The following is a 25,259-nucleotide window of genomic DNA, read 5'->3' as shown; positions in this document are numbered from 1 at the left end:
TCTCAGTAATGCTGACACCCGGGTGTCGGTATCACCAAGACCCGGGTGTCAGACAAACTCCGTTTGCAAGAGGAAGAAAAACGATTTACAAGCCCGACAAGTCTACGTTGTAGCAGGCCGGAGCCGCCGCCTGCCACTCTTTTCGCTTTATTTTGCCTTAGGCTGAAAGATACCGAAAGTCAGATAATCATCGTCTTCCATTTTCGTGCCGCAATGTTCGATGTGCAATCCTTCGGGGGTAACGAAGGAGTTGTTCCAGTTCCATTGTTCGCCCGTACCGATTTCGGTTTCACCCAAATAGCGGAATTGCTCGTCCATGATAATGACAGAAAGCACTTTGCCGTTCAACTGCTTTTTGGAAGCAGCAGGCGAAACGGCTTTCTGCAAGTAGCGGTAATACACTTTCTGATAAGGGTCGTGCAAGACGGCCGCATACCAATCCTGCTCCAAGAAGAACGAAAGGAGCTGTTCGTCGGGCACGTTTTCGTCCGGCTTACAGTCCAACGGGTGTATGCTTTCCACTTCATTGCTTCCGGCATAGACGGGAGTCATTTCGTCGCTGTTCCATTCGGAGAGATACAAATCGTGCGAATTTGGGAAACTGTGTATCATCTTGCCCTCCGGAGTAAAGGCGGGATAAACCATCTGCATCAAATCGCCGCCCCAATTTGCCTCCTTGCCAAACAGGGATTCCGGATAGAGATGATGGTAAGAGATTGCCTGTGTGGAGAGGTCGACGGCTGCCGTGAAACGGAAACGTTCTCTATTTTCCATGATTATCTGAGGGAAGGGGGCAAATCCGGGCAACAGCAGATGGTTGTCTTTAATCGTCAGCGGAGCGACGGCAGACAGCAGGTATTGCGGATGGGTCAACGCCCACTCTTTATTCTCCTTATCCAGCAGGACGGTACGGCTGCGCACCTGCCCCAAGCTGTCGGTCAGCACGACTTCCATCATCGGGCGGTTCATCACATAGATGGAATCGGGGCTTTTCAAACAATAACCGCTCGCACTGAGAATCGCATTGCCGCCTTCGCGTTCAAAAGCAATCTGCTTCACATAGGTCGTATCGGCATACCGATAGAAGTAGATGGCATTCTTGCGCGGATTCAGGAAAGTAAGCAGCCGTTCGCCCGAACCGTCCTGGCAGATTTGCAGGTAGGGAGGCCTGTTTTTGGTTTCCGTATCCAGGCGAAAACGTTTACTGCCGGTTTCGGCCAACTCGTGCGTGGCAGTCAGCCGACCGACGTGCACATTCTTACCACTCTTCTTATCACTGCACCCCATAAGTGCCAGCAATCCTGCCATTCCAATAATCAAACTCTTTTTCATGGTTAATCTGTTTTTTCTACCAGCCGTTTGCACAACGGTACGCGCAACCGACCTACTATTATTTCATGATTCTAAAATTACACGTTGAAGAACCTATGTTTCCGGCGCCGTCCGTGCCTTCCACGATTCCTACAAATCCCGTATTGACGTCCGAACAGAAGAAATCGACTTCCGCTTCTCCCTGTTCATTGGTGATTATATCCGGCTTCCATAGCAGTACGGTGCGGGCGTCGGGCATCGGACTCAGCATTTCCGATGCATCGGGACGGTAGAATTCGCGTTTGCCGTAATAGCCTTTGGTGCGGTAGAGGTTGTTCATACGAAGCAGTTGCTCTTCGCTATAGAAACCACCCTGATAAATAATGTTTTGCTGGTCTTCCACTACAAACCAACCGCCGTTTCCGCTATATTTAAATTTGGCAATCACATAGCTCTTCCCTATGACCGGCGGTTTCCGCCCTTTGGCGGGACATCTTCCCAAAGCGTTGTGATGTGCGGTGTAATCGGCTCTGTAGTTTATCAAATGATTGCAAGTGGTGCAGACATAAGGAGCATTCATGTCCATTTGCATCAGACTGTCTAACCGTCCCATCATCTTATCCCGAAACACTCTTCCTTTCGTCCCCGTCACCATCACTTCGGACAGCAAAATACTGCTGTCCGGACTTGCTACGAGGTTCTCCACCGGCAGCGACCCATCGGGAGGCAGCAGTGCGGGATGCTGATAAGCCCGATAGGAACTGCAATGACGGCGTAAACTGTCAGCCTGTGCAAAATCGCCGTTAAAAAGCACTTTCGGCTTGTATTCGTCCTTGTCCAACAAGGGCTTCACATAAATATAGCCGCCCCGCAACGCTTCCATCAGCTCCGTAGGCACGGCGAAACGGCCGGAAGAATCTGTCGCGACCAACTGGCTTTCGGCGTTCGGGCCGGACACTTGAAGCAGTTGGCTGCTGTTGCCCAACTCTTTCCGTTTCTTTGCTTTCCCTATAATCTGCCGTCCTCGTACCTCGTCGGACAGGAAAGGCGAAGGACCCGAAGCATCGTCCTCGTCCCATACATACCTGCGCCAACCCTGCGTCAACAGCAGCAAGTCTAAGGCTTGAAAGCGGTTTCGGTTCTCTTCATCAAAATAGTAAGCAGGGTTGTGGATGTTCCCTTTTATCTCCGTGGAGAGAAAACAATAGGAGAGCATATTTTCAGGAACAGCCTCATTCCGATAAGCAGCATCAAAGAGGCTTAACCCTAAATGCGCCTGTACCGGATTTCCGTTCTCGTCAGAAACTTTGATTGAAAGTTTTCCTTTCTCTCTTGTCGAGTATCGTTCTTTGTCGGGTTTCAGCTCCATATGCAGCCGCTTTTGCGGACGGATATATACCAAACGCTCGGCCGTGGGCTGCATGGACTCGTTGTACAGCGTGAACTCCGCTATGCCTTGCAAGGGAAATTCTTTCAACGGGATGCGGACTTTCAGACTTTCGTGCAGCACGCCCTTTGCCGTGCAATAGAGCAAACCGCGCATCTTTCCTGCCAGATGTATCTGCTGCGCAACGCTCCCTTCGGGCTGGGATATATAGAACTCCACATACTCGTCGGTCTGTCTGCGGAGAAACAAGGAGAGTCCCGAAGACGCCACTTCCGGAAAATCAAACACGGTGCTGTCCGCCAATACGGCCCGGTAAACCGCTCCCCGCCGGGGCCGGAGCATGAAACTTCCCATACCGTCGTGCACCGTATTGAACCGTGCCACCGTATGCCCGTCCTCTTGCAGCACACCGTCGACGGCAACCAGACCGCCTTTTCCGTCCGACGCCTTGAAGGCCACTTTCGCCGTTACCCCGTCTATCAGGTTGCCGCCTTCCGGAAAAAAGGTCAGCCGGGTAACTTTTGCATCCGAAGCTGTGTGGGAGTTGGTATTTTTGTTGGCGATATTCTTTACGATGCGTACTGTCTTGGGATAGAAAGGCCTGACGGTATCGTTCAAAAAGGAGTGCTTGGTGTAGGTATGGAGCAGATAGTCCCCCGGGGGCAGTTGCCGGTCTATGTAGATATGTCCGTCGGCAATACCGGCTTGTATCGGGTATTTCTCTTGCCAAACGATGCTGTCCCGCCCGTTCAGCATTTCTACGAACAGCGTACGGCTTTCGCCGGAAAGGGCAAGCGTACGGTCATTGAGCACATACGCCTTGAACCAAAGGTCTTCACCCGTTTCGTAGATACCTTTGTCGGTTTGCAAGTAAATCATCTCCCTATTCACCGACAAGCCACCGGGTTGCGAATGTGCGAAAAGAGAGGATATCAAACAGAGTAGTATAACAAGTTTTTTCATCCGTCCATCTGTTTCTTATGAGACCATATATAGCTGTAACGCACAAATATACGGCAAAAAACAAGAGACTCCCATCATCGGGAGGAAGAATATTTCAAAACGGCCGGAATGAGAAATGACCGGACACCTATCGCATCCGGCCATTTCCTTCTAACAACAGATTCTCTCCCTCTCTCTGTCTTATTCTTCGTACGGTTCGAAATCTTCTTTTCCGACTCCGCAAAGCGGACAAATCCAATCGTCGGGAATGTCTTCAAACGCAGTTCCTGGGTCAATTCCGCTTTCCGGGTCTCCTTGTTCGGGGTCGTAGATATATTCGCAGACCGTGCAAATGTACTTCTTCATAACTTCGTATTTTTAATTGGTTTTCTGACTATAGAACGCCGATGGCAGGATGTTTGTTCAACACAGGCGCATAAAATTTTTTAATTAAACATTCTATCACAATTATATGTTGTACTTTTGCAACGTAAAATTAAATGCAACCACCTGCATGAATACAAACAAAGATGATTTTTACCGCATAGGACTGACCGACACCGAAGTCCTGCAAAGCAGAGAGAAAAACGGCCAAAATTTGCTGACTCCTCCCAAGCGTCCTTCACTCTGGAAACTTTACGCCGAGAAGTTTGAAGACCCCGTAGTGCGTGTACTGCTCGTGGCAGCCGTATTTTCACTCATTATCTCCATCATTGAAAACGAATACGCCGAAACAATCGGAATCATTGCCGCCATCCTGCTCGCCACGGGCATCGGTTTCCTTTTCGAATATGACGCCAATAAGAAGTTCGACCTGCTGAATGCTGTCAACGAAGAGACATTGGTAAAGGTAATCCGCAACGGACGTGTGCAGGAAATTCCCCGTAAGGATATCGTGGTAGGCGATATCGTCATTTTGGAGACCGGAGAGGAAATCCCCGCAGACGGTGAATTGTTGGAAGCTGTCTCTTTGCAAGTCAACGAATCCAATCTGACCGGTGAACCCGTTATCAACAAAACGACCATAGAAGCAGACTTTGACGAAGAGGCCACATATGCTTCCAATTTGGTGATGCGCGGCACTACGGTAGTCGACGGACACGGAACCATGCGTGTGCTACACGTAGGCGACGCTACCGAAATCGGAAAAGTAGCCCGCCAAAGCACGGAAGAGAACCTCGAACCGACTCCACTGAACATACAGTTGACGCGGCTTGCCAACCTAATCGGGAAAATCGGCTTTACCGTTGCCGGACTTGCCTTCCTTGTCTTCTTTGTGAAAGATGTATGGTTCCACTTCGACTTCGGCACTCTGGACGGATGGCACGACTGGCTGCCCGTTTTCGAGCGGACGCTCAAATACTTCATGATGGCCGTTACGCTGATTGTGGTAGCCGTGCCCGAGGGATTGCCCATGAGCGTCACTCTCAGTCTGGCACTGAATATGCGCCGTATGCTTTCGACCAACAACTTAGTGCGGAAGATGCACGCTTGCGAAACAATGGGAGCCATCACCGTGATTTGCACGGACAAGACCGGCACACTGACACAAAACCAGATGCAGGTGCACGAACCCAATTTCTATGGACTCAAGGACGGCAACACCCTGTCCGACGATGATATCAGCACGCTTGTGGCAGAAGGCCTCAGCGCCAATTCCACCGCTTTTCTCGAAGAGCCGGTTTCCGGCGAAAAGCCGAAAGGAGTAGGAAACCCCACCGAAGTGGCTTTGCTATTATGGCTCAGCAGCCAGGGAAGGAATTACCTGACACTGCGCGAACAAGCTCATATCCTCGACCAACTCACCTTCTCTACCGAACGGAAATTCATGGCGACACTCGTGCAATCGCCATCCATCGGAAAGAAGATACTCTACATCAAAGGAGCACCGGAGATTGTGTTAGGCAAGTGCAAGGAAGTCGTACTGGACGGCCGACGGGCAGATACCGCAGAATACCGCCCGACGATAGAAGCCCAACTGCTGCATTACCAGAACATGGCAATGCGCACTCTCGGCTTTGCCTTCAAGATTGTCGAAGAGAACGAACCGGACGACTGCGTGGAATTGGTATCGGCAAACGACCTGAACTTCCTGGGCGTTGTGGCAATCTCCGACCCGATTCGTCCGGATGTGCCTGCCGCCGTAGCCAAATGCCAGTCGGCGGGTATCGGTATCAAGATTGTAACCGGCGACACGCCGGGCACCGCCACGGAGATTGCCCGCCAGATAGGTCTTTGGAATCCGGAGACGGACACGGAGCGGAACCGCATCACCGGAACCGCCTTTGCCGAACTGAGCGACGAAGAAGCATCAGAGCGGGCGATGGAACTCAAAATCATGTCGCGTGCCCGCCCGACGGACAAACAACGCCTGGTGCAATTGCTCCAGCAGAGAGGAGCGGTAGTAGCCGTGACAGGAGATGGTACGAACGATGCCCCTGCCTTGAATCATGCCCAAGTCGGCCTGTCGATGGGAACGGGAACTTCCGTAGCCAAAGAGGCCAGCGACATCACCCTGCTTGACGACTCATTCAACAGCATCGGGACTGCCGTCATGTGGGGACGTTCGCTTTACAAGAATATCCAGCGTTTCATCGTTTTCCAGTTGACGATTAATTTCGTTGCGCTGCTTATCGTTCTCTTAGGGTCGGTAGTCGGTACGGAACTTCCGCTCACCGTGACGCAGATGTTATGGGTAAACCTGATTATGGACACCTTTGCCGCTTTGGCGTTGGCTTCCATTCCGCCCAGCGAAACCGTGATGCTTGAAAAGCCCCGCAGCAGCACCGACTTTATCATCAGCAAAGCCATGCGCTTTCATATAATAGGTGTAGGAACGGCTTTCCTCGCCGTGCTGTTAGGTATGATTTGGTATTTCGACCACAGCCCGCAAGGGATGGACATACGCAACCTCACCATCTTCTTTACCTTCTTCGTGATGCTGCAATTCTGGAACCTCTTCAACGCCCGCGTATTCGGCACTACCGACTCCGCCTTCAAGGGGCTTTCAAAATCGTATGGAATGGAACTGATTGCGCTTGCCATCTTAGGAGGACAATTTCTGATTGTGCAGTTCGGCGGCGCCGTGTTCCGCACCACTCCTCTCGACTGGCAGACGTGGCTGCTCATCATAGGCGTTTCGTCCGTCGTGTTATGGGTGGGAGAAGCTGTCCGCTTTGTACAACGTATTATTCACAAATAGCGCATACAATAATTCGTAAAGATGCAGATTATACACGATATATCGCCCCTCACACCGGAACCCTGCGTAGCTACCATCGGCTTCTTTGACGGAGTGCATACGGGACATCGCTACCTGTTCCGGCAAGTGAAAGAGATAGCCTCGGCCCAAAACCTGCGTTCCGCATTGGTGACTTTCCCCGTTCATCCCCGCAAAGTGATGAAGGCCGACTATCGCCCGGAACTTCTGACTACACCGGAAGAGAAAACAGCCCTGTTAGCAGAGCTCGGGGCAGACTACTGTCTGATGCTCGACTTCACTCCGGACATCTCCCGACTGACGGCACGTGAGTTCATGCGCCAGGTACTCAAGGAACGGTTTCAAGTGAAGTGTTTAGTTATCGGCTATGACCATCGTTTCGGGCACAACCGCAGCGAAGGTTTCGAAGACTATGTACGCTACGGAAAGGAAATCGGTATGGAAGTTATCCGGGCAAAAGCATACGCCGGCAGCATCGGAACGGAGAACGGAGAGCCAGCCACAGTCAGTTCCTCGCTCATCCGCAAACTGCTTCAACACGGGAAGGCCGATATGGCAGCCCGTTGCTTGGGATACGACTATTTTTTGGACGGAACCGTTGTAGGCGGCTATCAAGTGGGCAGGAAAATCGGTTTCCCGACTGCCAACTTAAACATCAACGCTCCGGACAAACTCATTCCTACCGATGGCGTGTATGCGGTATGGGTGACACTCGACGGCAAAACCTACATGGGTATGCTGAATATAGGCGTCCGCCCGACGATTGGCAACGGCTCCAACCGGACGATTGAAGTGAATATCCTTCACTTCCACTCCGACATATACGACAAGCGCATCCGGCTCACTTTCGTAAAACAGACCCGTCCCGAGTTGAAATTTTCCAGCATCGACGAATTGGTCGCACAACTTCACAAGGACGCCGAAGAGACGGAAGCCATCCTTCTTGCAAAAGGAGCCGACTGCCTTCAGCCCCAGGAACAACTCCGAGAACGGGAAAAGAACGAAATGAATAAAATAATAACAACAACTTAAAAGCTGATTCTTATGCAAAAGACATTTATGAGTATCTCCTTAGTGGCAATAGCCATATCCGTGGTGGCTGCGTTCATATGCAGTTTCTTTACCGCCCAATAAAGCAACAGCCTTATGAAAGCAGCCCTCAAACTTGTACTGCTCAATCTGTTTCTGACACAGATTGTCGCTTCCGTCCTGATACTGATTCCCTATGCCGGCTATATGCTGGTAACCACCGGAAACATTGCGGAAGACGCACTGGTGCAGTCCGCCCTCATTCCGATACAACTCACCGGACAATTGATGATGGGTATTTATCTTTGGAAAAGCGGCTATGTCAGCCGGCAAAAAGCAACCTGGTCGGCAATATCCGCTCCCTATCTGCTGTGCAGCGGAGTGGCGATACTCAGCAGCAGCTTTCTGCTGACCGCACTGATGAAGGTGCTCGACTGGATTCCCAACATCATGGAGGAGTCTTTCAATATACTCCAATCGGGTTGGGGCGGATTGCTTGCGATAGCCATTGTGGGGCCCGTGATTGAAGAACTTCTGTTTCGCGGAGCGGTTACCAAAGCGCTGCTGCAACAATACGCTCCCCGGAAGGCCATTCTTATTTCGGCCTTGCTGTTCGGTGTCTTTCATCTTAATCCGGCACAGATGCTTCCGGCTTTCTGCATCGGTATCCTGTTAGGATGGATATACTACAAGAGCGGAAGCCTGATACCCTGCATATTCATGCACATACTGAACAACTCGGTAGCGATATACATCAGCATCCGACATCCCGAAATGGCGGAGAATACGGAGGAACTGATAGGCGGCACTATCCCCTATCTGACGGCACTTCTATGTGTGGCCCTGCTGCTTACCGGCAGCATCCTCTATCTGCGGCGGCTGAACGGCAAAATACCGGTATAAAGACTCACCACAGAATTGTTCCGTGGTGAAAATCAGTTACGGCCTCCCTCCTCTTTTGCCTTGAACGCCAGCGCATACATCCGTATCTGCCTGACCATCGACAGCAGCCCATTGCTGCGCGTGGGCGACAGATGCTCTTTCAATCCGATTTTGTCAATAAAGTAAAGGTCGGAACCGAGTATTTCGTCGGGTGTATGTCCGGACATTACTTTAATCAGCAGGGCGATGATTCCTTTTACAATCAGCGCGTCACTCTCTGCTTGAAAGACAATCTTTCCGTCCACCTCGTCTGCCTGGAGCCATACGCGGCTTTGGCAGCCTTCAATCAAGTTCTGTTCCGTCTTATATTTTTCGTCCAACGGCTCCTGCTCATTTCCTAAGTCGATAAGTAGTTGGTAGCGGTCCATCCAATCGTCGAAGTCACTGAACTCCGCAATCACTTCGTCTTGCAATTCGTTAATTGACATTATTGATAAATTTTAGATATTATTTTTCGTTATAAATCACTTCCAGCACCGTCTGCCCTACCGCCTTCAAGGTATTCTTGTCGATATGCTCCATGTTGTCCGCAAGGGTATGCCAGGTGGACGTAAATCCGCCTTCGGGGTCGGAAGCGATGATATCAATCGTCTTGATGCGTGCCATACGGTTCACGAACAGATGGTCGTCCGTCACTCCGCCGCCGTCTTCATCTATAAACAATTTGCCGTATCCCAACTTAGCGGCAGCCTTCCACACCTTTTTATTAATGTCGGGCGCAAAACCTTCGGAGTAGGACTCTTTGAGGAAAACGGTGTTTTTGCCGCCCACCATATCGAGCAGGATACCGAAACGGGCGTTATATCCCTGCACATGAGGATTGCGCGCCCAATACTGCGCCCCCAAACACCAGGAGTCGTCGTCATTCTGCGCGTGTGCACCGTAGTCTTCGGCGTCAAGGAAGATAAGGTCGATGCCCAACTGCGGCTGTTGCCGATGTATCAGACGGGCTATTTCCAATAAAACGCCCACCCCGCTTGCTCCGTCGTTGGCTCCCAGGATAGGGGTTTTGTGGTTTTTCTCGTCAGGGTCATTATCTGCCCACGGGCGTGTGTCCCAATGGGCGAACAGGGCGATTCGTTTCCTGCTTTCGGGTTTGTAGGAACCGATGATGTTTCTCGCTTTCAGCAAGGTTCCGTCGTAGGCAATCAAATCGGCATACTGGTCGGTCACCTGCGCACCGAAGGCCTTCAACTGCTCGGCCAGATAATTACCACAGGCTACGTGTTCCTTTGTGTTAGGCACACGAGGGCCGAAATCCACCTGATTCTTTACATACATATAGGCACTGTCGGCGTCAAACTGAGGTACGCTCACCACTATCTTCTCGCTTTGTTCACTGGCACTGTTTGCCTTGTTGCCGCCTCCGCAGGAGAAAGCCGATAGCAACAGAAAGGCACTTGTCAATACTATCATAGATTTCTTTTTCATCGTCCGCTTTTCTATTAACGTTTCAAAATTAATAATTTTCGTCACAGCATGGTTCGGATGGAACGGATTATTAACAAATAAACTTCAACCCGACCTCTTTGGCTCCTACCGTCAACTCCACTTTGGCTCCGTTGATTAACGGCAGGTTGCGCGTGACGTGCCCCACCGGAAAATTAAAACAAACGGGATAATCGTACTCCTTCACCAAATCTGCCAAAGCCGCATACAGCTCCTTGCCCAACGAGCAGTCCTCCTCATATTCGGTAAACTGCCCGACGATAAGCCCGGAAAGGCGTTCGAGCACTCCGCCCAATTTCAGGTTGTACATCATGCGCTCGATGGCGTGAGGGCGTTCGCTGACGTCTTCGATAAACAGCACCGTCCCTTCGGCCGGGATGTCATAAGGAGTGCCCCGCAGGCCGTAGGCCACCGCCATGTTTCCGCCGCGCAAGACGCCTTGCGCGCTCCCCCGCCGGTTGAGTTTATGCTTTTCGCACGTATAGGCGGGCAACTTGCCGAACAGGATGTCGCGCAGGTAGGCAGTGCACGGGTCGTCTGCCGGCTCTACTGTTAGATGGCGTGCCATCAACGAATGCAGGGATGCGTAGCCGTTTCGCTGAAACAGATTGTGCAACGCCGTGATGTCGCTAAAGCCAAGCAGCCATTTCGGATGCTCGCGGAAGGCCGTAAAATCAATCTTATCCATCAAATGCACCGCTCCGTATCCTCCCCGGCTGCAAAGAATGGCTTTCACGGTCGGGGCGTCCATCGCATCCTGCAAGTCTTTCAGGCGCTGACTGACGGTTCCGGCATATCTTCCGGAGGAACTGCCTGCATATTTGCCCACAACCACCTCCAGCCCCCACGATTCCAGCCGTTTGCGGGCACCTGCTATAAACTGCTTGTCTATCTTACTCGAAGGCGACACTATGGCAACCTTATCACCCTTCTGCAAAAAGGGAGGAAACTGAATATCCATCATTCTATATACTCCATTCTTTAATTGACTTACGCGTGCAAAAGTACACGAAAAAACAATTCCACACGCATCCGGCGGGTAAAACAAACGAAATATAGCAAAATGTTACGCCGCAAATCTATTTTTTAGGACTCTATTCCTTATTTTTTCAATCATTTTTCTGATATTTGCTAAAAATCTAACGTTATGGAACCTATTCTCAATTTTGCCCAACTCACTGAACACCTCAGGAAGCTGAACCACAGAAAACGGATTGCCGTGGTTTGCGCCAACGACCCCAACACGGAATATGCAATCGCGCGTGCTTTGAAAGAGGGCATTGCGGAATTCCTGATGATTGGGGATTCGGCGATACTGGAAAAATATCCCACGCTCAAACAATATCCAGAATATGTGAAAACCATTCATATCGAAAATCCGGACGAAGCGGCACGCGAAGCCGTGCGTATCGTCCGCGAGGGCGGAGCGGATATCCTGATGAAAGGAATCATCAATACGGACAACCTGCTCCACGCCATACTCGACAAAGAAAAAGGACTGCTTCCGAAAGGGAAAATACTCACGCACTTGGCAGTGATGGAGATTCCGACCTACCACAAGCTGCTTTTCTTCTCGGACGCTGCGGTGATTCCACGCCCCACGTTGCAGCAACGCATCGAGATGATATGGTATGCCATCCGTGCGTGCCGGAACTTCGGTATCGGACAGCCGCGCGTGGCCTTGATACATTGCACGGAGAAAGTCAGCGCGAAATTCCCTCATTCATTAGACTATGTGAACATCGTCGAACTTGCCGAAGCGGGCGAATTCGGAAACGTCATCATCGACGGCCCGTTGGACGTGCGCACCTCTTGCGAACAGGCGAGCGGCGACATCAAAGGTATCGTCTCTCCCATCAACGGACAGGCGGATGTACTTATATTCCCCAACATCGAATCGGGCAATGCGTTCTACAAGTCGGTCTCCCTGTTTGCAAACGCCGAGATGGCAGGATTGCTGCAAGGGCCTGTCTGCCCCGTGGTTCTTCCGTCGCGCAGCGATTCGGGCCTGTCGAAATATTACAGCATAGCGATGGCGTGCCTGCAAGTATCGGGCGGCGGCGAAGGCAAGCAAGAAGTTCAGAGTCAAGATAACCATTCATAATCCCCAACACCCCTGTCCCATGAAGATATTAGTCATCAACCCCGGTTCTACGTCCACAAAAATAGCAGTTTACCACAACGAGACCCCGCTATTCGGCAGCAATATCAAACACACGGTAGAGGAGTTGTCCGCCTATCCGCAAGTGATAGACCAGTTTGAGTTCCGGAAGAACCTGGTACTTGAGGAGTTAGCATCGAATGGAATCCCCTTTGCCTTCGATGCAGTCATCGGACGCGGCGGACTGGTGAAGCCGATTCCAGGCGGTGTGTACGAAGTGAACGAAGCGATGAAACGCGACACATTGCACGCCATGCGCACACACGCCTGCAACCTCGGCGGACTGATTGCCGACAAACTTGCCTCTTCCCTCCCCGGTTGCCGTGCCTTCATCGCCGACCCCGGCGTGGTGGACGAACTGGATGAGGTTGCCCGCATCACCGGCTCGCCGCTCATGCCTAAAATCACCATCTGGCACGCGTTGAACCAAAAAGCAATCGCCCGCCGCTTTGCCGCCGAGCAGGGCACACGATACGAGGAGCTGAATTTAATCATCTGCCACTTAGGCGGAGGTATTTCTGTGGCAGCCCATCGCCACGGGAGGGCTGTCGACGCCAACAACGCGCTGGACGGCGAAGGGCCTTTCTCGCCCGAACGTGCCGGGACGCTTCCTGCCGGGCAACTCATCGACCTCTGTTTCAGCGGGCAGCACTCCAAAGACGAATTGAAGAAACGCATCTCGGGCCGCGCCGGTCTGGCAGCACATCTCGGTACTACGGACGTCCCTGCCATCATCCGCGCCGTCGGACAGGGAGATAAGAAAGCGGAACTGATACTCGAAGCGATGATTTACAATGTGGCCAAAGCCATCGGCGGAGCCGCTACCGTCCTCTACGGCAAAGCGGACGCCATCCTGCTGACCGGCGGAATCGCTTATTCGGACTACGTTATCTCACGGCTGAAAGAGCGCATCTCCTTCTTGGCTCCCGTCTACATCTACCCCGGAGAAAACGAAATGGAATCGTTGGCTTTCAATGCGATAGGGGCGTTGAAGGGAGAATTGCCGATACAGGTTTACCAGTAGAACGCACTTTTCTCGCAAAGCGTGCCCAAGTGTTACAAAAGAACAGCAAAAGGGACGAAACGGTATTCACAGGCTGTTTTATTTGCTTGAATTCTACACTTTTTTAAACCCAAAAGCGCTTTCAAAGATTTTTTCTCATATCTTTGCAACGTGTTAAGTTAATAAATTGATTAAGGTCGATTTTTGACTGTTTCGAATCGGGAAGTATGGGGGTACTTTCCGATTCTTTTTTTCTACCGCCTGCTTATTCGTTTTAAAACATCTGTCATTTTTATCCTTTAACGTGCAAGTACGCTTGCCTGTGCAGGGAACATCTGTCCTTTTTCTTTCGACGGACTATCGGTTGCCCTGCGAACAACTATCGTCTTTCTCGCTAAAATTTATTCGTCTGACTATAGTGACCGTTTCGTCTGACTATAGTTAGACGAAACGGTCACTATAGTCAGACGAAAGTTCAACTGTAGTCAGACGAATAAATCTTAGTATCTCTGCCGTTAGTCCTCAGGCAACGGGAAATCAGTTCTTAGGCAATGCTCCGTTACTCCTTCCCCATTGCCGCACAGGCTGCTGCAGCAGCTTCGTACACGAAAGGATACAAAAAAGAGAGGAAACCGGCGACAGGCCGATTCCCTCTCTTTTCTGTATATCCAAGACGGCTTTGTGTGAGAAAGCCGCCTTTAAATCATCTCCTTATTTTCTTTCCGGTTTCGGAAACAATACCTTGCGCGAAAGTTTGAACTTACCGGTCTTGGGGTCGATATCAATCAGTTTCACTTCGATTTCGTCGCCTTCCTTGATTCCGGCTTCTTCTACCGTTTCCAGACGTTTCCAGTCGATTTCGGAAATGTGCAGCAAACCGTCTTTGCCCGGCAGGAATTCGACAAACGCACCGTAAGGCATGATGGAACGTACTTTGCCTTTGTACACTTCGCCTACTTCGGGCACAGCAACGATTGCCTTAATCATGCGCATTGCGTCGTCGATGCATTTCTTGTTTGTGCCCGATACTTCGATGCGGCCTACGCCGTCAATCTCTTCGATGGTAATCACAGCACCGGTCTCTTCCTGCATACCCTGGATAATCTTGCCGCCGGGGCCGATTACAGCACCGATGAATTCTTTCGGAATGGTCATGGTTTCGATGCGGGGAGCGTGGTCTTTCAAGTCGGCACGCGGCTCGGCGATGGTTTCCGTGATTTTGTTGAGGATATGCATACGTCCCTCTTTTGCCTGGGTCAAAGCACGTTCGAGGATTTCGTAAGAAAGGCCGTCTACCTTGATATCCATCTGAGTGGCAGTGATACCGTCTTTTGTTCCAGTCACCTTGAAGTCCATATCGCCGAGGTGGTCTTCGTCGCCGAGGATATCGGACAATACAGCATATTTCTCTTCGCCTGCGTTCTTAATCAGTCCCATAGCGATGCCCGATACCGGCTTCTTAATCTTCACACCGGCGTCCATCAGTGCCAATGTTCCGGCACATACGGTAGCCATCGAAGAAGAACCGTTGGATTCGAGGATGTCGGAAACAACGCGTACCACGTACGGATAGTCGGCAGGAATCTGTCCTTTCAACGCACGCCAAGCCAGGTGTCCGTGACCGATTTCACGACGGCCTACACCACGCTGTGCTTTTGCCTCGCCGGTAGAGAAAGGCGGGAAGTTGTAGTGCAACAGGAAACGTTCTTTTCCGTGTGTCAGCACGTCGTCGATAATCTTCTCGTCGAGTTTCGTACCCAATGTAACGGAAGTCAACGACTGGGTTTCGCCACGGGTGAAGATGGCAGAGCCGTGAGGGCCGGGCAGCGGACTTACCTCGCACCAGATGGGACGGATTTCAGTCGTCTTACGTCCATCGAGACGTTTGCCTTCGTCGAGGATAGAGCGGCGCATGGCTTCTTTCTCCACATCGTGATAGTAGCGGTCGATGAGTGCAGCCTTCTCTTCGAGTTCTTCTTCGGAGAACTGTGCCTTGAACTCTTCGCGGATGGCTTCGAAAGCGGCCAGACGCTCGTGCTTGTTGTTGTTGCCGGAAGCGGCAATGGCGTAAGCCTTGTCGTAGCACGCTTCGCGGACAGCCTTGCGGAGTTCCTCGTCGTTCACTTCGTGGTTGTATTCGCGTTTCACGGTCTTGCCTACTGCTTCCGTCAGCTCCATCTGCACCTTGCAATGAACCTTGATAGCTTCGTGAGCCACTTTCATGGCTTCGAGCAAATCGGCCTCGGACACTTCGAGCATTTCGCCTTCCACCATCATGATGTTCTCGTAGGTAGCGGCAACCATGAGGTCCATGTCTGCTTTTTCAAGTTGTTCGAAAGTGGGGTTGATGACGAACTCACCGTCGATACGTGCCACACGCACTTCGGAGATAGGTCCGTTGAATGGGATATCTGAAACGGCAAGCGCTGCCGAAGCGGCAAGTCCTGCCAATGCATCCGGCATATCTACGCCGTCTGCCGAGAAGAGGACGATGTTTACATATACCTCTGCGTGATAATTGTCAGGGAATAAAGGACGGAGAGCACGGTCAACAAGACGGCAAGTCAGGATTTCATAATCCGAAGCTCTGCCTTCTCTCTTGGTGAAACCACCGGGGAAACGGCCGAAAGCCGCGAATTTTTCCTTGTACTCTACCTGCAAAGGCATAAAATCTGTTCCGGGAACTGCATCTTTAGCGGCACAAACAGTAGCCAGCAGCATGGTGTTTCCCATGCGCAGCATTACAGAACCGTCTGCCTGTTTTGCCAACTTTCCCGTCTCGAGGGTGATGGTTCTGCCATCGGCCAACTCGATCGTCTTAACAATTGGGTTAATCATAAAAATTGTTTTATCTATACTTTTTCTTTCAAAATTCCTGCAAAGATATACATTTATCATTGTAATAAGGTGGAAATGAGGTAAAAAGTTAACCGCCCTCCGATTTTTTTTCAAAAATAGGAGGAAGAAGAGAGCAAAATGCTTTGACTAATCTCGAAAAGAAGTATATTTGCAACTCGTTAATAACACACACTATATGAAAAAAGTTACTTTTGCAGCGCTCGCCGCACTTACTATCACTGCTTGTAGTTCCGGTCCTAAATTCCAGGTGAACGGAGAGGTATCAGGAGCCGATGGCAAAATGCTTTATCTCGAAGCCTCCGGCCTGGAAGGCATTGTTCCGCTCGATTCGGTAAAACTGAAAGGAGAAGGCACATTCAACTTCAGGCAATCCCGTCCCGAATCGCCCGAATTCTACCGGCTGCGGGTGGACGACAAAATTATCAACTTTTCTGTAGACTCTATCGAAACCATCCGAATCGACGCGCCGTACGCGGACTTCTCTACTTCTTATACCGTCGAGGGTTCGGAAAACAGTAACCGGATAAAGGAACTCACACTGAAACAAATCCGCCTGCAAAAAGACGTGGACAACTTGCTCGCCGCACTGCGCAGCAACAAGATAGGGCACGATGTTTTCGAAAACAACCTCGCCACACTACTCAACAAATACAAGGAAGACGTAAAAGTAAACTATATCTTTGCCGCACCCAACACGGCGGCAGCTTACTTTGCCTTATTTCAGAAGCTCAACAATTACCTGATATTCGACCCGTTGAACAACAAAGACGACGTGAAGTGCTTTGCAGCCGTCGCCACAAGCCTCAACAACACGTTCCCCGATGCGGTACGCTCCAAAAACCTTTATAACATCGTAATCAAAGGGATGAAGAATACACGCCAGCCGCAAGCGAAAGCACTGGAAATCCCCGAAGATAAAATCGTAGAGACCGGCATTATCGACATCGCCCTGCGCGACGCGAAAGGAAACGTGCGCAAACTGACCGACCTCAAAGGAAAAGTCGTATTGCTCGACTTCGCCGTGTTCCAGTCGCCCGCCGGCGCTCCCCACAACCTGATGTTGCGCGAACTTTATAATACATACGCATCGCAAGGACTCGAAATCTACCAGATATCGCTCGACGCTGACGAACACTACTGGAAAACATCGGCCGACAACCTCCCGTGGGTATGCGTACGCGACGGAAACGGAGTATATTCCACAAACGTAGCTCTATATAATGTACGGCAGGTTCCGTCCATCTTCCTGATAAACCGCAACAACGAACTGAAAATGCGCGGCGAAGACATCAAAAACTTGGAAGCCGCCGTCAAGTCACTGCTCTAATCTGTTATAAATTAGCATATTTCTTTTAAATATGTTACACAGCAGCATATTTCACTTGACACGTATCACTTAAAAGGTTATCTTTGCAAAGAAATAATGAAAAGAGGGTTCCAACATACATCATGTTGGAATTCTTTTTTGTTTATATGACTATTAAAAACTATTAAAGGAGGAAACATCATGGCTTATATGTCAGAAGAAGGTTACAAGAAACTAATGGCGGAACTGAAAGAACTCGAAACAGTGGAACGCCCGAAAATCTCTGCGGCAATAGCCGAAGCAAGAGATAAAGGAGACTTATCGGAAAATGCGGAATACGATGCTGCAAAAGAAGCGCAAGGATTGCTGGAAATGCGTATCAACAGACTGAAAGCCACCATCGCGGATGCCAAAATCATCGACGAGTCCAAACTCAAGACTGATTCCGTACAGATTTTAAATAAAGTGGAACTGAAGAACGTAAAGAATGGCATGAAAATGACTTATACCATCGTTTCCGAAAGCGAAGCCAACCTGAAAGAAGGAAAGATTTCCGTAAATACCCCGATTGCACAAGGACTGCTTGGCAAGAAAGTAGGTGAAGTAGCGGAAATTACCGTTCCGCAGGGCAAAATTTCATTGGAAGTAGTAAACATATCTATTTAACGTAAAGGCAGGCCTTCGCAGCAAGGCTTGCCTTCTATTTTATCAAAAGTTATGGCAACAATATTCAGCAGAATCATCGCAGGCGAAATTCCCTGCTACAAGGTGGCGGAAGACGAAAAGTTCTTTGCCTTCCTTGATATCAACCCGTTGGTAAAGGGACATACCTTAGTAGTGCCCAAACAGGAAGTAGACTACATCTTCGATTTGAGCGATGAAGACTTGGCTGCAATGCACGTATTTGCAAAAAAAGTGGCCCGTGCCATCGAAAAGGCGTTCCCCTGCCGGAAGGTAGGCGAAGCGGTCATCGGCCTGGAAGTCCCTCATGCGCACATCCATCTGATTCCTATTCAGAACGAATCGGATATGCTGTTCTCGAATCCGAAACTGAAATTGTCCGACGAAGAATTCAAATCCGTCGCACAAGCAATCAATTCCTCTCTATAAAGCATGATGATAATATAAAGCAAGCGGATGTTCTTTCTCCCCAAAGAGCATCCGCTTTTCTTATTGCCGACAGTTTCATTGGCCCATAGCACCGTTCATTCCTTATCAAATGTTAAATTGACACCAAATTAGAACAAGCAAAGAGGGATTTACTTGCAGATTCAAAAATAATGCCTACCTTTGCACCGTCTTAAACGAAAGACTGGTTTTCCAACCATAAATGATTGATGGTGCCATAGCTCAGTTGGTAGAGCAAAGGACTGAAAATCCTTGTGTCCCCGGTTCGATTCCTGGTGGCACCACCAAAAAAACTTTCACTTTTAGAAAACCCTTGAATTAGAGATAGTTCAAGGGTTCTTTTTTTACCCTCGCTACGCATTTCATTACATATTTGTGAAGTTGGATTTTGCCAATTCAGTGGCTTTTTTTAATGCTTTGAAAAAAGCCATAAACACGCACCATATTTCATTGTTTTTCAGTTATTTGTCAATATCAATCTCCGGTGTAAAAAAGTAATTTTGCACACATGACCGAATGAGCTTGAAATTGTGAAAGAAGTTTAAAACAACGGAATGTCCCATCAGAATGAAAAAAAGGAATCGAACCCGGGACACCAAAGGCAATTCGAACCTGGGAAAATGGAATTTTTATGGCTTTTCTATGGCTTTGCCACAAGCCGCTCAAAAAAGCCACCGAATTTAACACTTCATTTCACCTCCTCATGCCATCCGGTTTTGACGAAACAATTGGATGTAACACTTCTAAAAAACAAAAGTGATGAAACAAGGAACAATGAACATTCTTTTTTTCGTGCTCAAAACGAAATTGTTGAAAAACGGTGAGGCGCCCGTACTGATGCGAATAACCATCAACGGAGACTATGACGACGCACGTATCCAAAGAAGCGTGCCTCTGAACTTATGGAACGCGGCCAAAGGATGCAGCAAAGGCAGGGACAGGGCATCCGTCGCATTGAACACCTATATTGCGGAATTACACGCCCGTGCCCTTGAGAAACACAAGGAACTGGTATTGGAACAGGCCCTGATTACCCCGAAACTGATCCTGAAACGTGTTTTCGGAAAAGATACCGGAATGCGTACGCTGCTCGGCACCATGCAGGAAGGCATCGAGGAAATGGAAAGCCTGGTGAATATAGACTATTCCCCTGTCACCATTAACCGATATAAGAATGTGGTGAAGAAATTGCGGCAGCTTATCCCCTCCTATTATGGCAAGGAGGACATCACCTTCCACGAATTGACACCGGAGTTCATCCGTGCGTTCGACATCTACCTGAAAACGGAAGGAGGCTTATGCCGGAACACGATAGTCCGCTACATGAAATGCTTCAAGAAATTCACCAATATGGCATTGGCAAAGGAATGGATGCGTAAGAATCCCTTTTACGGTTATAAGATGGAGCAGGACGAGACCGATCCGGTATTCCTGACCTACGACGAGCTACAAGCCGTCATAAAGAAAAAATTCACGGTTCCCCGGCTTGAACTGGTCAGGGATGTCTTTGTCTTTGCCTGTTTCACCGGCCTGGCGTTCTCCGATGTAGCCGGCCTGAACAATGAGAATCTGGTACAGGACAATCTCGGGGACTGGTGGATAAGGAAGGGAAGGGTCAAGCTGGAGCGCCGCAGAAAAGCGTCTTCCATCAGCAACATCCCGCTGCTGCCCGTTCCCCTGGCCATATTGGAGAAATACAAGGAACACCCGGTCTGCATGAAAAAAGGATGCTGTCTGCCCGTCTTATGCAACCAGAAAATGAACAGCTACCTCAAGGAAATCGCCGATTTCTGCGGCATAAAGAAAAATCTGACCACGCATGTGGCCCGCCATACTTTCGGAACCACCGTCACGCTCGCCAACAACGTTCCCTTGCAGGATGTATCCGTCATGCTCGGACATGCCTCCACACGCATGACCCAACATTACGCACGGGTCATGAACAGCAGCCTGAAAGAAGCCATGAACAATGTAAAGGAACGTATGGCGCAATAGACGTACAACACACCATTAAAGCCGTCCCTGCAAGGATGGCTTTTTTTGTATCCGAAAATCCATAAACACCTGCCATTCTTTCATTTTCTTACCCGCAAAGATAGCCCTTTGCCTCTCTGATTGCGCAAGGCGGCCCCTTTCAGGGGCTGGTTGGCTAAAAGAAAATCATCCTCGCTTCGCTCCGGTATTTTCTTTTGCCAAGCCTTGCACAATCAAGGCAAAGGGCTGCCCGGCAAGTAAGAAATCGAAACACTGGCTCCACGGAGCCGGTCATGTCTAACTTTAAAACAGTAGAAGTATGAACAAGATGACAGTAACCAAAGTACGAACAGGACAGGAAAATACGAATCCTGCAATCACCACGCTGGTCTATCGGGAAAAGAGTTATCCGGCACGGGAAGTACAAGGCAAAGACGGGAACTATACGGTTTCTGTAGAAAGGCTGGAACAGGAACTGCTGGATGGCATCAAAAGCCTCGACCCGACAGCTTTCGAACTGGACGAGAGCATAGCCTACTATTGCACGGAAGAGGAAATCCGCACACTGCCGGACGAAGAACTGGACGAAATGATTTACAGCTGACATCAAAAAAGCAATGGTTATGACTGAAACGACAGCAGCAAAGGTCTGGGAAGAACAAGTAACGGACCTTACCGCAGAGAACGCACACCGGGTCACGATGATCCGGGAAAAGGGTACGGACCATCCTCCCGTACCGTTCCATTTCAGAAAGGAGCATCACGGGATGCACCACTTTGTACATCTGTACGGAAATCCGGAAGACCGGAACGAATTGCATCCCAGCGACTTCAAAGACTGGGAAGCCGTAGCATTCAAACATCCGGGCTATCTGGAGGATATGTGGAAACAGGCCTGCGACGCATACGCCTGGAGTTCCTTCGATCCGGAGATTCGCGGAGAAACGGACATCATGGTTTACGGGGAGGAGCTGCACAATGACCTGCAACTCATGCCGGAAGGGGAACGGGAAACCTATATCACCGCCTACCGGCAAAAGCTGTCCGCCCAGCTATCGGCCCTCTCGCGCTGCGCCAACCCGATGGTGACGGGACGGGGCGGATTTGATTACCGCAGGCAGGAAAAAATGAATAAAAGCTACCGGAACCGCTACGAGGAATTCCGCGATTGGCGGCAAAAGGTCCTTGCATCCGTCAAACGGAAACAGGAAACCGCCAGACCGGAGGAAGAGAAGCGGGAAAAGGCATGGCAGACGCTCAAACGCGACATCAGGAGCAGCGCCGACACCATCCACGGGATCGATACCGGACAATGCCGGGGCTACAGCCGTGCCCTGTTCGTCAGCAGCATCCTGAACAAGGTCTCCACCCTTGCCAATCACGGGGAAGTGGAAATCGTCCGCAGAGCGGTGGACTTCATTTCCGAATATAACGCAAGGGTGAAGAAACCCGTCATCACCCAAAGAAACAGATTCTTCCAATTGCCGGAACTTGCGGAACGGATGCACGAAAAGCTGAAAGCGGTGCAAAGTCAGGAAAGCAAGGAAGTGCCGTTCGAGGGCGGAACACTTGTATGGAACTATGGGGAAGACCGCCTTCAGATCCTGTTTGACAGAATTCCCGAAGACAGCAGACGCAAGGAACTGAAATCCGCCGGATTCCGCTGGTCACCCAAAAACAAGGCATGGCAACGGCAGCTTACCGCCAATGCCCTCAGTGCCGCCAAGAGAGTGTTGAACCTTCAAAACATCTGAGCCATGAAAAATGCAAGACCCGGATTCGTCATCGACCCGTACCGTTTCGACGGGAGCTTCCTTACCTCCATGTCGGACGGCATACACTGCGATTATACCCACAAGACGCTGGAAGAGCTGAGAGCCGGAGAGGACAACCCCCGGCTTGTCACCGTCTCAAGGAACACGGCAGACAAGATGTTCCGTATCCACTTGAAATCCAAGTGCCTTCCGTTCAAGGAAATAACAGAAAGCCAATACTATGAGAACATGGATATGCTGCCGCCCGTCCGACATACCAGAAATTTCTTTTTCATCGGCGAGCCCTGCTTCAGAGACCTGTACACATTCTGTTTTCATGTGGAAGGACGTTATTTCACCGGACTGCGCTCCGTCACCACACCCAGAAAAGAACTGGAAAGGCAGATGGAGGGACATTACCGGAGCCTCACTTTCAGAGGCGGTGTCACCAAAGGGCCGGCCTGTGCCATTACCGGCAAAACAAACAGGCGGTATCTTCTCACACCCTATTTCTTCACTGATACGGACGGAGAGAAAAAATTCATCTGCAACCTGGTCACCGGCCCGGATGAGGAGCCGGATAGCCGAAGCGCAAGAAAAAACATGGCGGAAATCCTGCTCAGCCTGCGCCGCCATCATTTCCTCTATTTCTCCGGACATAAAAGGCGGGATGATATGGAAACCTTTCTGGAAGAAGTAAAAAAACAAGGGCACACCCTGCTGGCAAACGGAAAACTTCTCCAGTTCCCCATGAACCGGGAGTCCGTATCATTTACCGGAACGGTCAAGGAGACACAAGAGCCCTTCTTCTTCCGGATTTATGACAGGGACTTGTTCCTGTACCTGCTATCCACCTTACGCAATATCAGAAGAGAAAAGGCGGAAATGTAAATTGAATAATCAACCCGGTATGGCGACAGCCCGATAACGGCAGTCGTCATATCTCAAAAAAAATGATGGAATCATGAAGACAATGAACGAAGAATCGTTGCAACGCAAACTTGCACGTCTGGAGTCCGCCTTGGACACCGAAAGGGCACGCCTGAGAAAGGCGTGTGACAAAATCCCCTGGGGAGCCGGGATGCGGCGTACCAAATGTACCCCGTCATTCCGAAGAGAGAATGAGCTGATTGAAAAAATAAAGGTGGTGAAACTGCAACTTTCCCAAGTGCGTACAGTCAATGCCCCCGCCGGACAATAATCTGAATAGACAAATGAACACAACAATCTTGACAGAAAACTCCCATCCACAAGCAACAGGAGGCCACCGGACAGGAAGCAGTCTGAATATGCCCCCGAAATCCTGGAAAGACTATGTCCCCCGATATGTCAGCCTCTATTATGTGGACTACAATGAGAATCTGGACAGCCGTGAGGACTTGCAGGAACGGTGTATCCGCCGGAACAGCCTCCATCCATTGGAAGAACAGGTCTGGGAATGGTATGCCGAACAGGAGCACGACAACCTGCAAGGGTATCTTGCAGATATAAGGAAAGCCATGGAAGCGGACGGAAAAGCCGACGAATATGCCCGAAATGAAGAAGGCATAAAAGACCTGCTTTACGAACGGAACAGCATCGACCCGGCAGATGAGCTGATAGACAACTCCGCCGTCACCAACATGTTCTATTCCCTGGGGGTGGAGATAGAAGGATACGTGTACGGAAGTAACGCACGCGGAGAGTCCGAAGCCATCTCCCTCCGTAAAATCAGGCGGGCGCTCAAGCTGAAGAAAGGGCAGTTTGCCGGTGAACTTCATGAGCTTCTGGCCAATGCCCCATACGGAGGCGAGCTCCGCATCTATTTCAATGCCATATTCTCCAGACTGCTCACGGGAGATACCGGAAATGATTTCAAGCGCATCCGGTTCTACGGAGATGTCATCGTTGCCATTGCGGACAGCCGCAACGGTGCAGGATACCATGTCAGGCTGCCAACGGACATCACCCTCCCGTTTTGCAGGGACAACCTCTTTGCGGACTCCCAAGTGCATTATTCCTATGCCAATGAAATCTGCGGGATGCTGAACAACTGGTGTGATTCCACCCAGTGGGAAACCGGAATGAAGCCGTTGAAGTCCACCATGCGGAAAAGCCGCATGAGCGAGCATCAGAAACAGGAAGCCCTCTATGAAAAAAGATTCCGGGAAGGCGGATGCACCTTGGGAGACATGAACCATAAGCGCCACAGGAACACCTATTATATAAACAGTTTCCCATGTAGAACCAAATGTCCGCATTGCGGCACATTCTGGATTGACTGAAAACAACTACACAAGAACGAATCAGATACCAATTCAAAAATAAAATTATGGACAATCAAAAAGCAAAAATGCTGGGCGAGAATCTTGCCCACTACAAGAGAATGCAGGAAAACGGTACTGTGGACATAATCGAGTTCCACACAACCGACGGTCAGAAATTCGGAATCGGCAATGTCGCCGCCATCCAACTACTACTTTCAGTAACCGTTACCGAGCTGGAACGCCAGCTGCATACAGCCCGTTTCGGCGGCATTCCGGAACGACTGGAGGAAAGCCGTGAATACAAGACGGCCAGGAAACTGGAACAGGCGTTGAATGACATGGGGTTCAATCCGGAACGTTTCGCCGAAACCCTTCCCTATTTTCACAAGACATTGGAACAGGCTTTCTTCAGAGTGATGAAAGCATGCATCATCGGTATGGCAAAACGTGAGCCGAACCATATTGACGGACGCAACAGGGCGGCTTACGAGATGTGCCGGATGCTGGCCCCCATGTTGGAAGACACCGCCTTGCCTTTCATTTGAAAG

General features: G+C 50.2%; 22 protein-coding genes and 1 tRNA gene. 16 read left to right on the top strand and 7 right to left on the bottom strand.

The features are described from left to right. Positions 1-147: 147 nt before the first annotated feature. From QZ331_RS04335 to rd, 3 genes are all read right to left on the bottom strand, one after another. Entirely contained in the window at positions 148-1,332 is a 1,185-nt protein-coding gene (locus QZ331_RS04335) for a DUF4221 family protein (RefSeq protein WP_294628343.1), read from the bottom strand. 58 nt (positions 1,333-1,390) lie between these two features. Beyond that, positions 1,391-3,661, bottom strand: coding sequence for a hypothetical protein (locus QZ331_RS04330; RefSeq protein ID WP_294628342.1), 2,271 nt, complete (start codon positions 3,659-3,661; stop codon positions 1,391-1,393). A gap of 180 nt (positions 3,662-3,841) precedes the next feature. Beyond that, entirely contained in the window at positions 3,842-4,006 is a 165-nt protein-coding gene (gene rd, locus QZ331_RS04325) for a rubredoxin (RefSeq protein WP_294628341.1), read from the bottom strand. A gap of 148 nt (positions 4,007-4,154) precedes the next feature. On the opposite strand from rd, the gene QZ331_RS04320 reads away from it, so the two are divergent. The 3 genes from QZ331_RS04320 (at position 4,155) to QZ331_RS04310 (ending at position 8,792) form a co-directional block, all read left to right on the top strand. Next, positions 4,155-6,842, top strand: a complete 2,688-nt coding sequence (locus QZ331_RS04320; RefSeq protein ID WP_294628339.1) for a calcium-translocating P-type ATPase, PMCA-type — start codon at positions 4,155-4,157, stop codon at positions 6,840-6,842. A gap of 21 nt (positions 6,843-6,863) precedes the next feature. Beyond that, positions 6,864-7,892, top strand: a complete 1,029-nt coding sequence (ribF, locus tag QZ331_RS04315; RefSeq protein WP_294628337.1) for a riboflavin biosynthesis protein RibF — start codon at positions 6,864-6,866, stop codon at positions 7,890-7,892. A 114-nt stretch (positions 7,893-8,006) separates the two neighbouring features. Beyond that, positions 8,007-8,792: a type II CAAX endopeptidase family protein gene (locus tag QZ331_RS04310; RefSeq protein ID WP_294628335.1), complete on the top strand. Its 786-nt coding sequence runs from the start codon at positions 8,007-8,009 to the stop codon at positions 8,790-8,792. 32 nt (positions 8,793-8,824) lie between these two features. On the opposite strand, the gene QZ331_RS04305 is transcribed toward QZ331_RS04310, so the two are convergent. From QZ331_RS04305 to QZ331_RS04295, 3 genes are all read right to left on the bottom strand, one after another. Beyond that, complete coding sequence (locus QZ331_RS04305; RefSeq protein ID WP_294628333.1) at positions 8,825-9,259, bottom strand: SufE family protein; 435 nt, start codon at positions 9,257-9,259, stop codon at positions 8,825-8,827. A gap of 19 nt (positions 9,260-9,278) precedes the next feature. Further along, the gene (locus QZ331_RS04300) at positions 9,279-10,262 is read right to left on the bottom strand and encodes a M28 family peptidase (RefSeq protein ID WP_294628332.1); all 984 of its coding nucleotides are present in this window, start codon (positions 10,260-10,262) and stop codon (positions 9,279-9,281) included. Positions 10,263-10,332: 70 nt separating this feature from the next. Next, complete coding sequence (locus tag QZ331_RS04295) at positions 10,333-11,241, bottom strand: LD-carboxypeptidase (RefSeq protein WP_294628400.1); 909 nt, start codon at positions 11,239-11,241, stop codon at positions 10,333-10,335. A 186-nt stretch (positions 11,242-11,427) separates the two neighbouring features. Between QZ331_RS04295 and QZ331_RS04290 the strand changes: the two genes are divergently transcribed. Together QZ331_RS04290 and buk are read left to right on the top strand one after the other, a co-directional pair. Further along, positions 11,428-12,384 carry a phosphate acyltransferase gene (locus QZ331_RS04290; protein WP_294628330.1) on the top strand — a complete coding sequence of 319 codons (957 nt, stop codon included), beginning with the start codon at positions 11,428-11,430 and terminating at the stop codon, positions 12,382-12,384. Positions 12,385-12,403: 19 nt separating this feature from the next. Next, on the top strand, positions 12,404-13,465 hold the full coding sequence (gene buk, locus QZ331_RS04285; protein ID WP_294628328.1) for a butyrate kinase: 1,062 nt from the start codon (positions 12,404-12,406) through the stop codon (positions 13,463-13,465). A gap of 690 nt (positions 13,466-14,155) precedes the next feature. Here buk and pnp read toward each other — a convergent pair. Further along, positions 14,156-16,282, bottom strand: coding sequence for a polyribonucleotide nucleotidyltransferase (pnp, locus tag QZ331_RS04280; RefSeq protein WP_294628326.1), 2,127 nt, complete (start codon positions 16,280-16,282; stop codon positions 14,156-14,158). Between the two features lie 196 nt (positions 16,283-16,478). On the opposite strand from pnp, the gene QZ331_RS04275 reads away from it, so the two are divergent. From QZ331_RS04275 to QZ331_RS04225, 11 genes are all read left to right on the top strand, one after another. Next, positions 16,479-17,630: a DUF4369 domain-containing protein gene (locus QZ331_RS04275; protein ID WP_294628324.1), complete on the top strand. Its 1,152-nt coding sequence runs from the start codon at positions 16,479-16,481 to the stop codon at positions 17,628-17,630. Between the two features lie 180 nt (positions 17,631-17,810). Continuing rightward, the gene (gene greA, locus QZ331_RS04270) at positions 17,811-18,275 is read left to right on the top strand and encodes a transcription elongation factor GreA (protein WP_294628322.1); all 465 of its coding nucleotides are present in this window, start codon (positions 17,811-17,813) and stop codon (positions 18,273-18,275) included. Between the two features lie 51 nt (positions 18,276-18,326). Further along, positions 18,327-18,719, top strand: a complete 393-nt coding sequence (locus tag QZ331_RS04265) for an HIT family protein (protein ID WP_294628320.1) — start codon at positions 18,327-18,329, stop codon at positions 18,717-18,719. A 229-nt stretch (positions 18,720-18,948) separates the two neighbouring features. Next, a tRNA-Phe gene (locus QZ331_RS04260) sits at positions 18,949-19,024 on the top strand. Between the two features lie 472 nt (positions 19,025-19,496). Then, positions 19,497-20,732 (top strand): site-specific integrase, encoded by a 1,236-nt coding sequence (locus QZ331_RS04255; RefSeq protein ID WP_117741496.1) that lies wholly within the window; start codon positions 19,497-19,499, stop codon positions 20,730-20,732. 298 nt (positions 20,733-21,030) lie between these two features. Continuing rightward, positions 21,031-21,315, top strand: a complete 285-nt coding sequence (locus tag QZ331_RS04250; RefSeq protein ID WP_151878268.1) for a hypothetical protein — start codon at positions 21,031-21,033, stop codon at positions 21,313-21,315. Between the two features lie 19 nt (positions 21,316-21,334). Next, on the top strand, positions 21,335-22,465 hold the full coding sequence (locus QZ331_RS04245; RefSeq protein ID WP_294628317.1) for a hypothetical protein: 1,131 nt from the start codon (positions 21,335-21,337) through the stop codon (positions 22,463-22,465). A 3-nt stretch (positions 22,466-22,468) separates the two neighbouring features. After that, complete coding sequence (locus tag QZ331_RS04240) at positions 22,469-23,356, top strand: hypothetical protein (RefSeq protein ID WP_117741498.1); 888 nt, start codon at positions 22,469-22,471, stop codon at positions 23,354-23,356. Between the two features lie 73 nt (positions 23,357-23,429). Further along, positions 23,430-23,666, top strand: a complete 237-nt coding sequence (locus QZ331_RS04235) for a hypothetical protein (protein WP_117741499.1) — start codon at positions 23,430-23,432, stop codon at positions 23,664-23,666. A gap of 88 nt (positions 23,667-23,754) precedes the next feature. Further along, entirely contained in the window at positions 23,755-24,729 is a 975-nt protein-coding gene (locus tag QZ331_RS04230) for a hypothetical protein (RefSeq protein ID WP_117741500.1), read from the top strand. A 47-nt stretch (positions 24,730-24,776) separates the two neighbouring features. Beyond that, positions 24,777-25,256, top strand: coding sequence for a hypothetical protein (locus tag QZ331_RS04225; protein WP_117966124.1), 480 nt, complete (start codon positions 24,777-24,779; stop codon positions 25,254-25,256). Positions 25,257-25,259: the final 3 nt, after the last annotated feature.

The organism is uncultured Bacteroides sp. (assembly GCF_910586915.1).
GTDB lineage: Bacteria > Bacteroidota > Bacteroidia > Bacteroidales > Bacteroidaceae > Bacteroides.
The sequence above is the reverse complement of the archived record's forward strand: the minus strand, read 5'-3'. Positions and strand labels throughout refer to the sequence as shown.

Bases quoted from the DNA above. Each gene is read 5' to 3' on its own strand.
- QZ331_RS04335 (WP_294628343.1), bottom strand. From the start codon at position 1,332: ATGAAAAAGAGTTTGATTATTGGAATGGCAGGATTGCTGGCACTTATG.
- QZ331_RS04330 (WP_294628342.1), bottom strand. From the start codon at position 3,661: ATGAAAAAACTTGTTATACTACTCTGTTTGATATCCTCTCTTTTCGCA.
- rd (WP_294628341.1), bottom strand. From the start codon at position 4,006: ATGAAGAAGTACATTTGCACGGTCTGCGAATATATCTACGACCCCGAA.
- QZ331_RS04320 (WP_294628339.1), top strand. From the start codon at position 4,155: ATGAATACAAACAAAGATGATTTTTACCGCATAGGACTGACCGACACC.
- ribF (WP_294628337.1), top strand. From the start codon at position 6,864: ATGCAGATTATACACGATATATCGCCCCTCACACCGGAACCCTGCGTA.
- QZ331_RS04310 (WP_294628335.1), top strand. From the start codon at position 8,007: ATGAAAGCAGCCCTCAAACTTGTACTGCTCAATCTGTTTCTGACACAG.
- QZ331_RS04305 (WP_294628333.1), bottom strand. From the start codon at position 9,259: ATGTCAATTAACGAATTGCAAGACGAAGTGATTGCGGAGTTCAGTGAC.
- QZ331_RS04300 (WP_294628332.1), bottom strand. From the start codon at position 10,262: ATGAAAAAGAAATCTATGATAGTATTGACAAGTGCCTTTCTGTTGCTA.
- QZ331_RS04295 (WP_294628400.1), bottom strand. From the start codon at position 11,241: ATGGATATTCAGTTTCCTCCCTTTTTGCAGAAGGGTGATAAGGTTGCC.
- QZ331_RS04290 (WP_294628330.1), top strand. From the start codon at position 11,428: ATGGAACCTATTCTCAATTTTGCCCAACTCACTGAACACCTCAGGAAG.
- buk (WP_294628328.1), top strand. From the start codon at position 12,404: ATGAAGATATTAGTCATCAACCCCGGTTCTACGTCCACAAAAATAGCA.
- pnp (WP_294628326.1), bottom strand. From the start codon at position 16,282: ATGATTAACCCAATTGTTAAGACGATCGAGTTGGCCGATGGCAGAACC.
- QZ331_RS04275 (WP_294628324.1), top strand. From the start codon at position 16,479: ATGAAAAAAGTTACTTTTGCAGCGCTCGCCGCACTTACTATCACTGCT.
- greA (WP_294628322.1), top strand. From the start codon at position 17,811: ATGGCTTATATGTCAGAAGAAGGTTACAAGAAACTAATGGCGGAACTG.
- QZ331_RS04265 (WP_294628320.1), top strand. From the start codon at position 18,327: ATGGCAACAATATTCAGCAGAATCATCGCAGGCGAAATTCCCTGCTAC.
- QZ331_RS04255 (WP_117741496.1), top strand. From the start codon at position 19,497: ATGAAACAAGGAACAATGAACATTCTTTTTTTCGTGCTCAAAACGAAA.
- QZ331_RS04250 (WP_151878268.1), top strand. From the start codon at position 21,031: ATGAACAAGATGACAGTAACCAAAGTACGAACAGGACAGGAAAATACG.
- QZ331_RS04245 (WP_294628317.1), top strand. From the start codon at position 21,335: ATGACTGAAACGACAGCAGCAAAGGTCTGGGAAGAACAAGTAACGGAC.
- QZ331_RS04240 (WP_117741498.1), top strand. From the start codon at position 22,469: ATGAAAAATGCAAGACCCGGATTCGTCATCGACCCGTACCGTTTCGAC.
- QZ331_RS04235 (WP_117741499.1), top strand. From the start codon at position 23,430: ATGAAGACAATGAACGAAGAATCGTTGCAACGCAAACTTGCACGTCTG.
- QZ331_RS04230 (WP_117741500.1), top strand. From the start codon at position 23,755: ATGCCCCCGAAATCCTGGAAAGACTATGTCCCCCGATATGTCAGCCTC.
- QZ331_RS04225 (WP_117966124.1), top strand. From the start codon at position 24,777: ATGGACAATCAAAAAGCAAAAATGCTGGGCGAGAATCTTGCCCACTAC.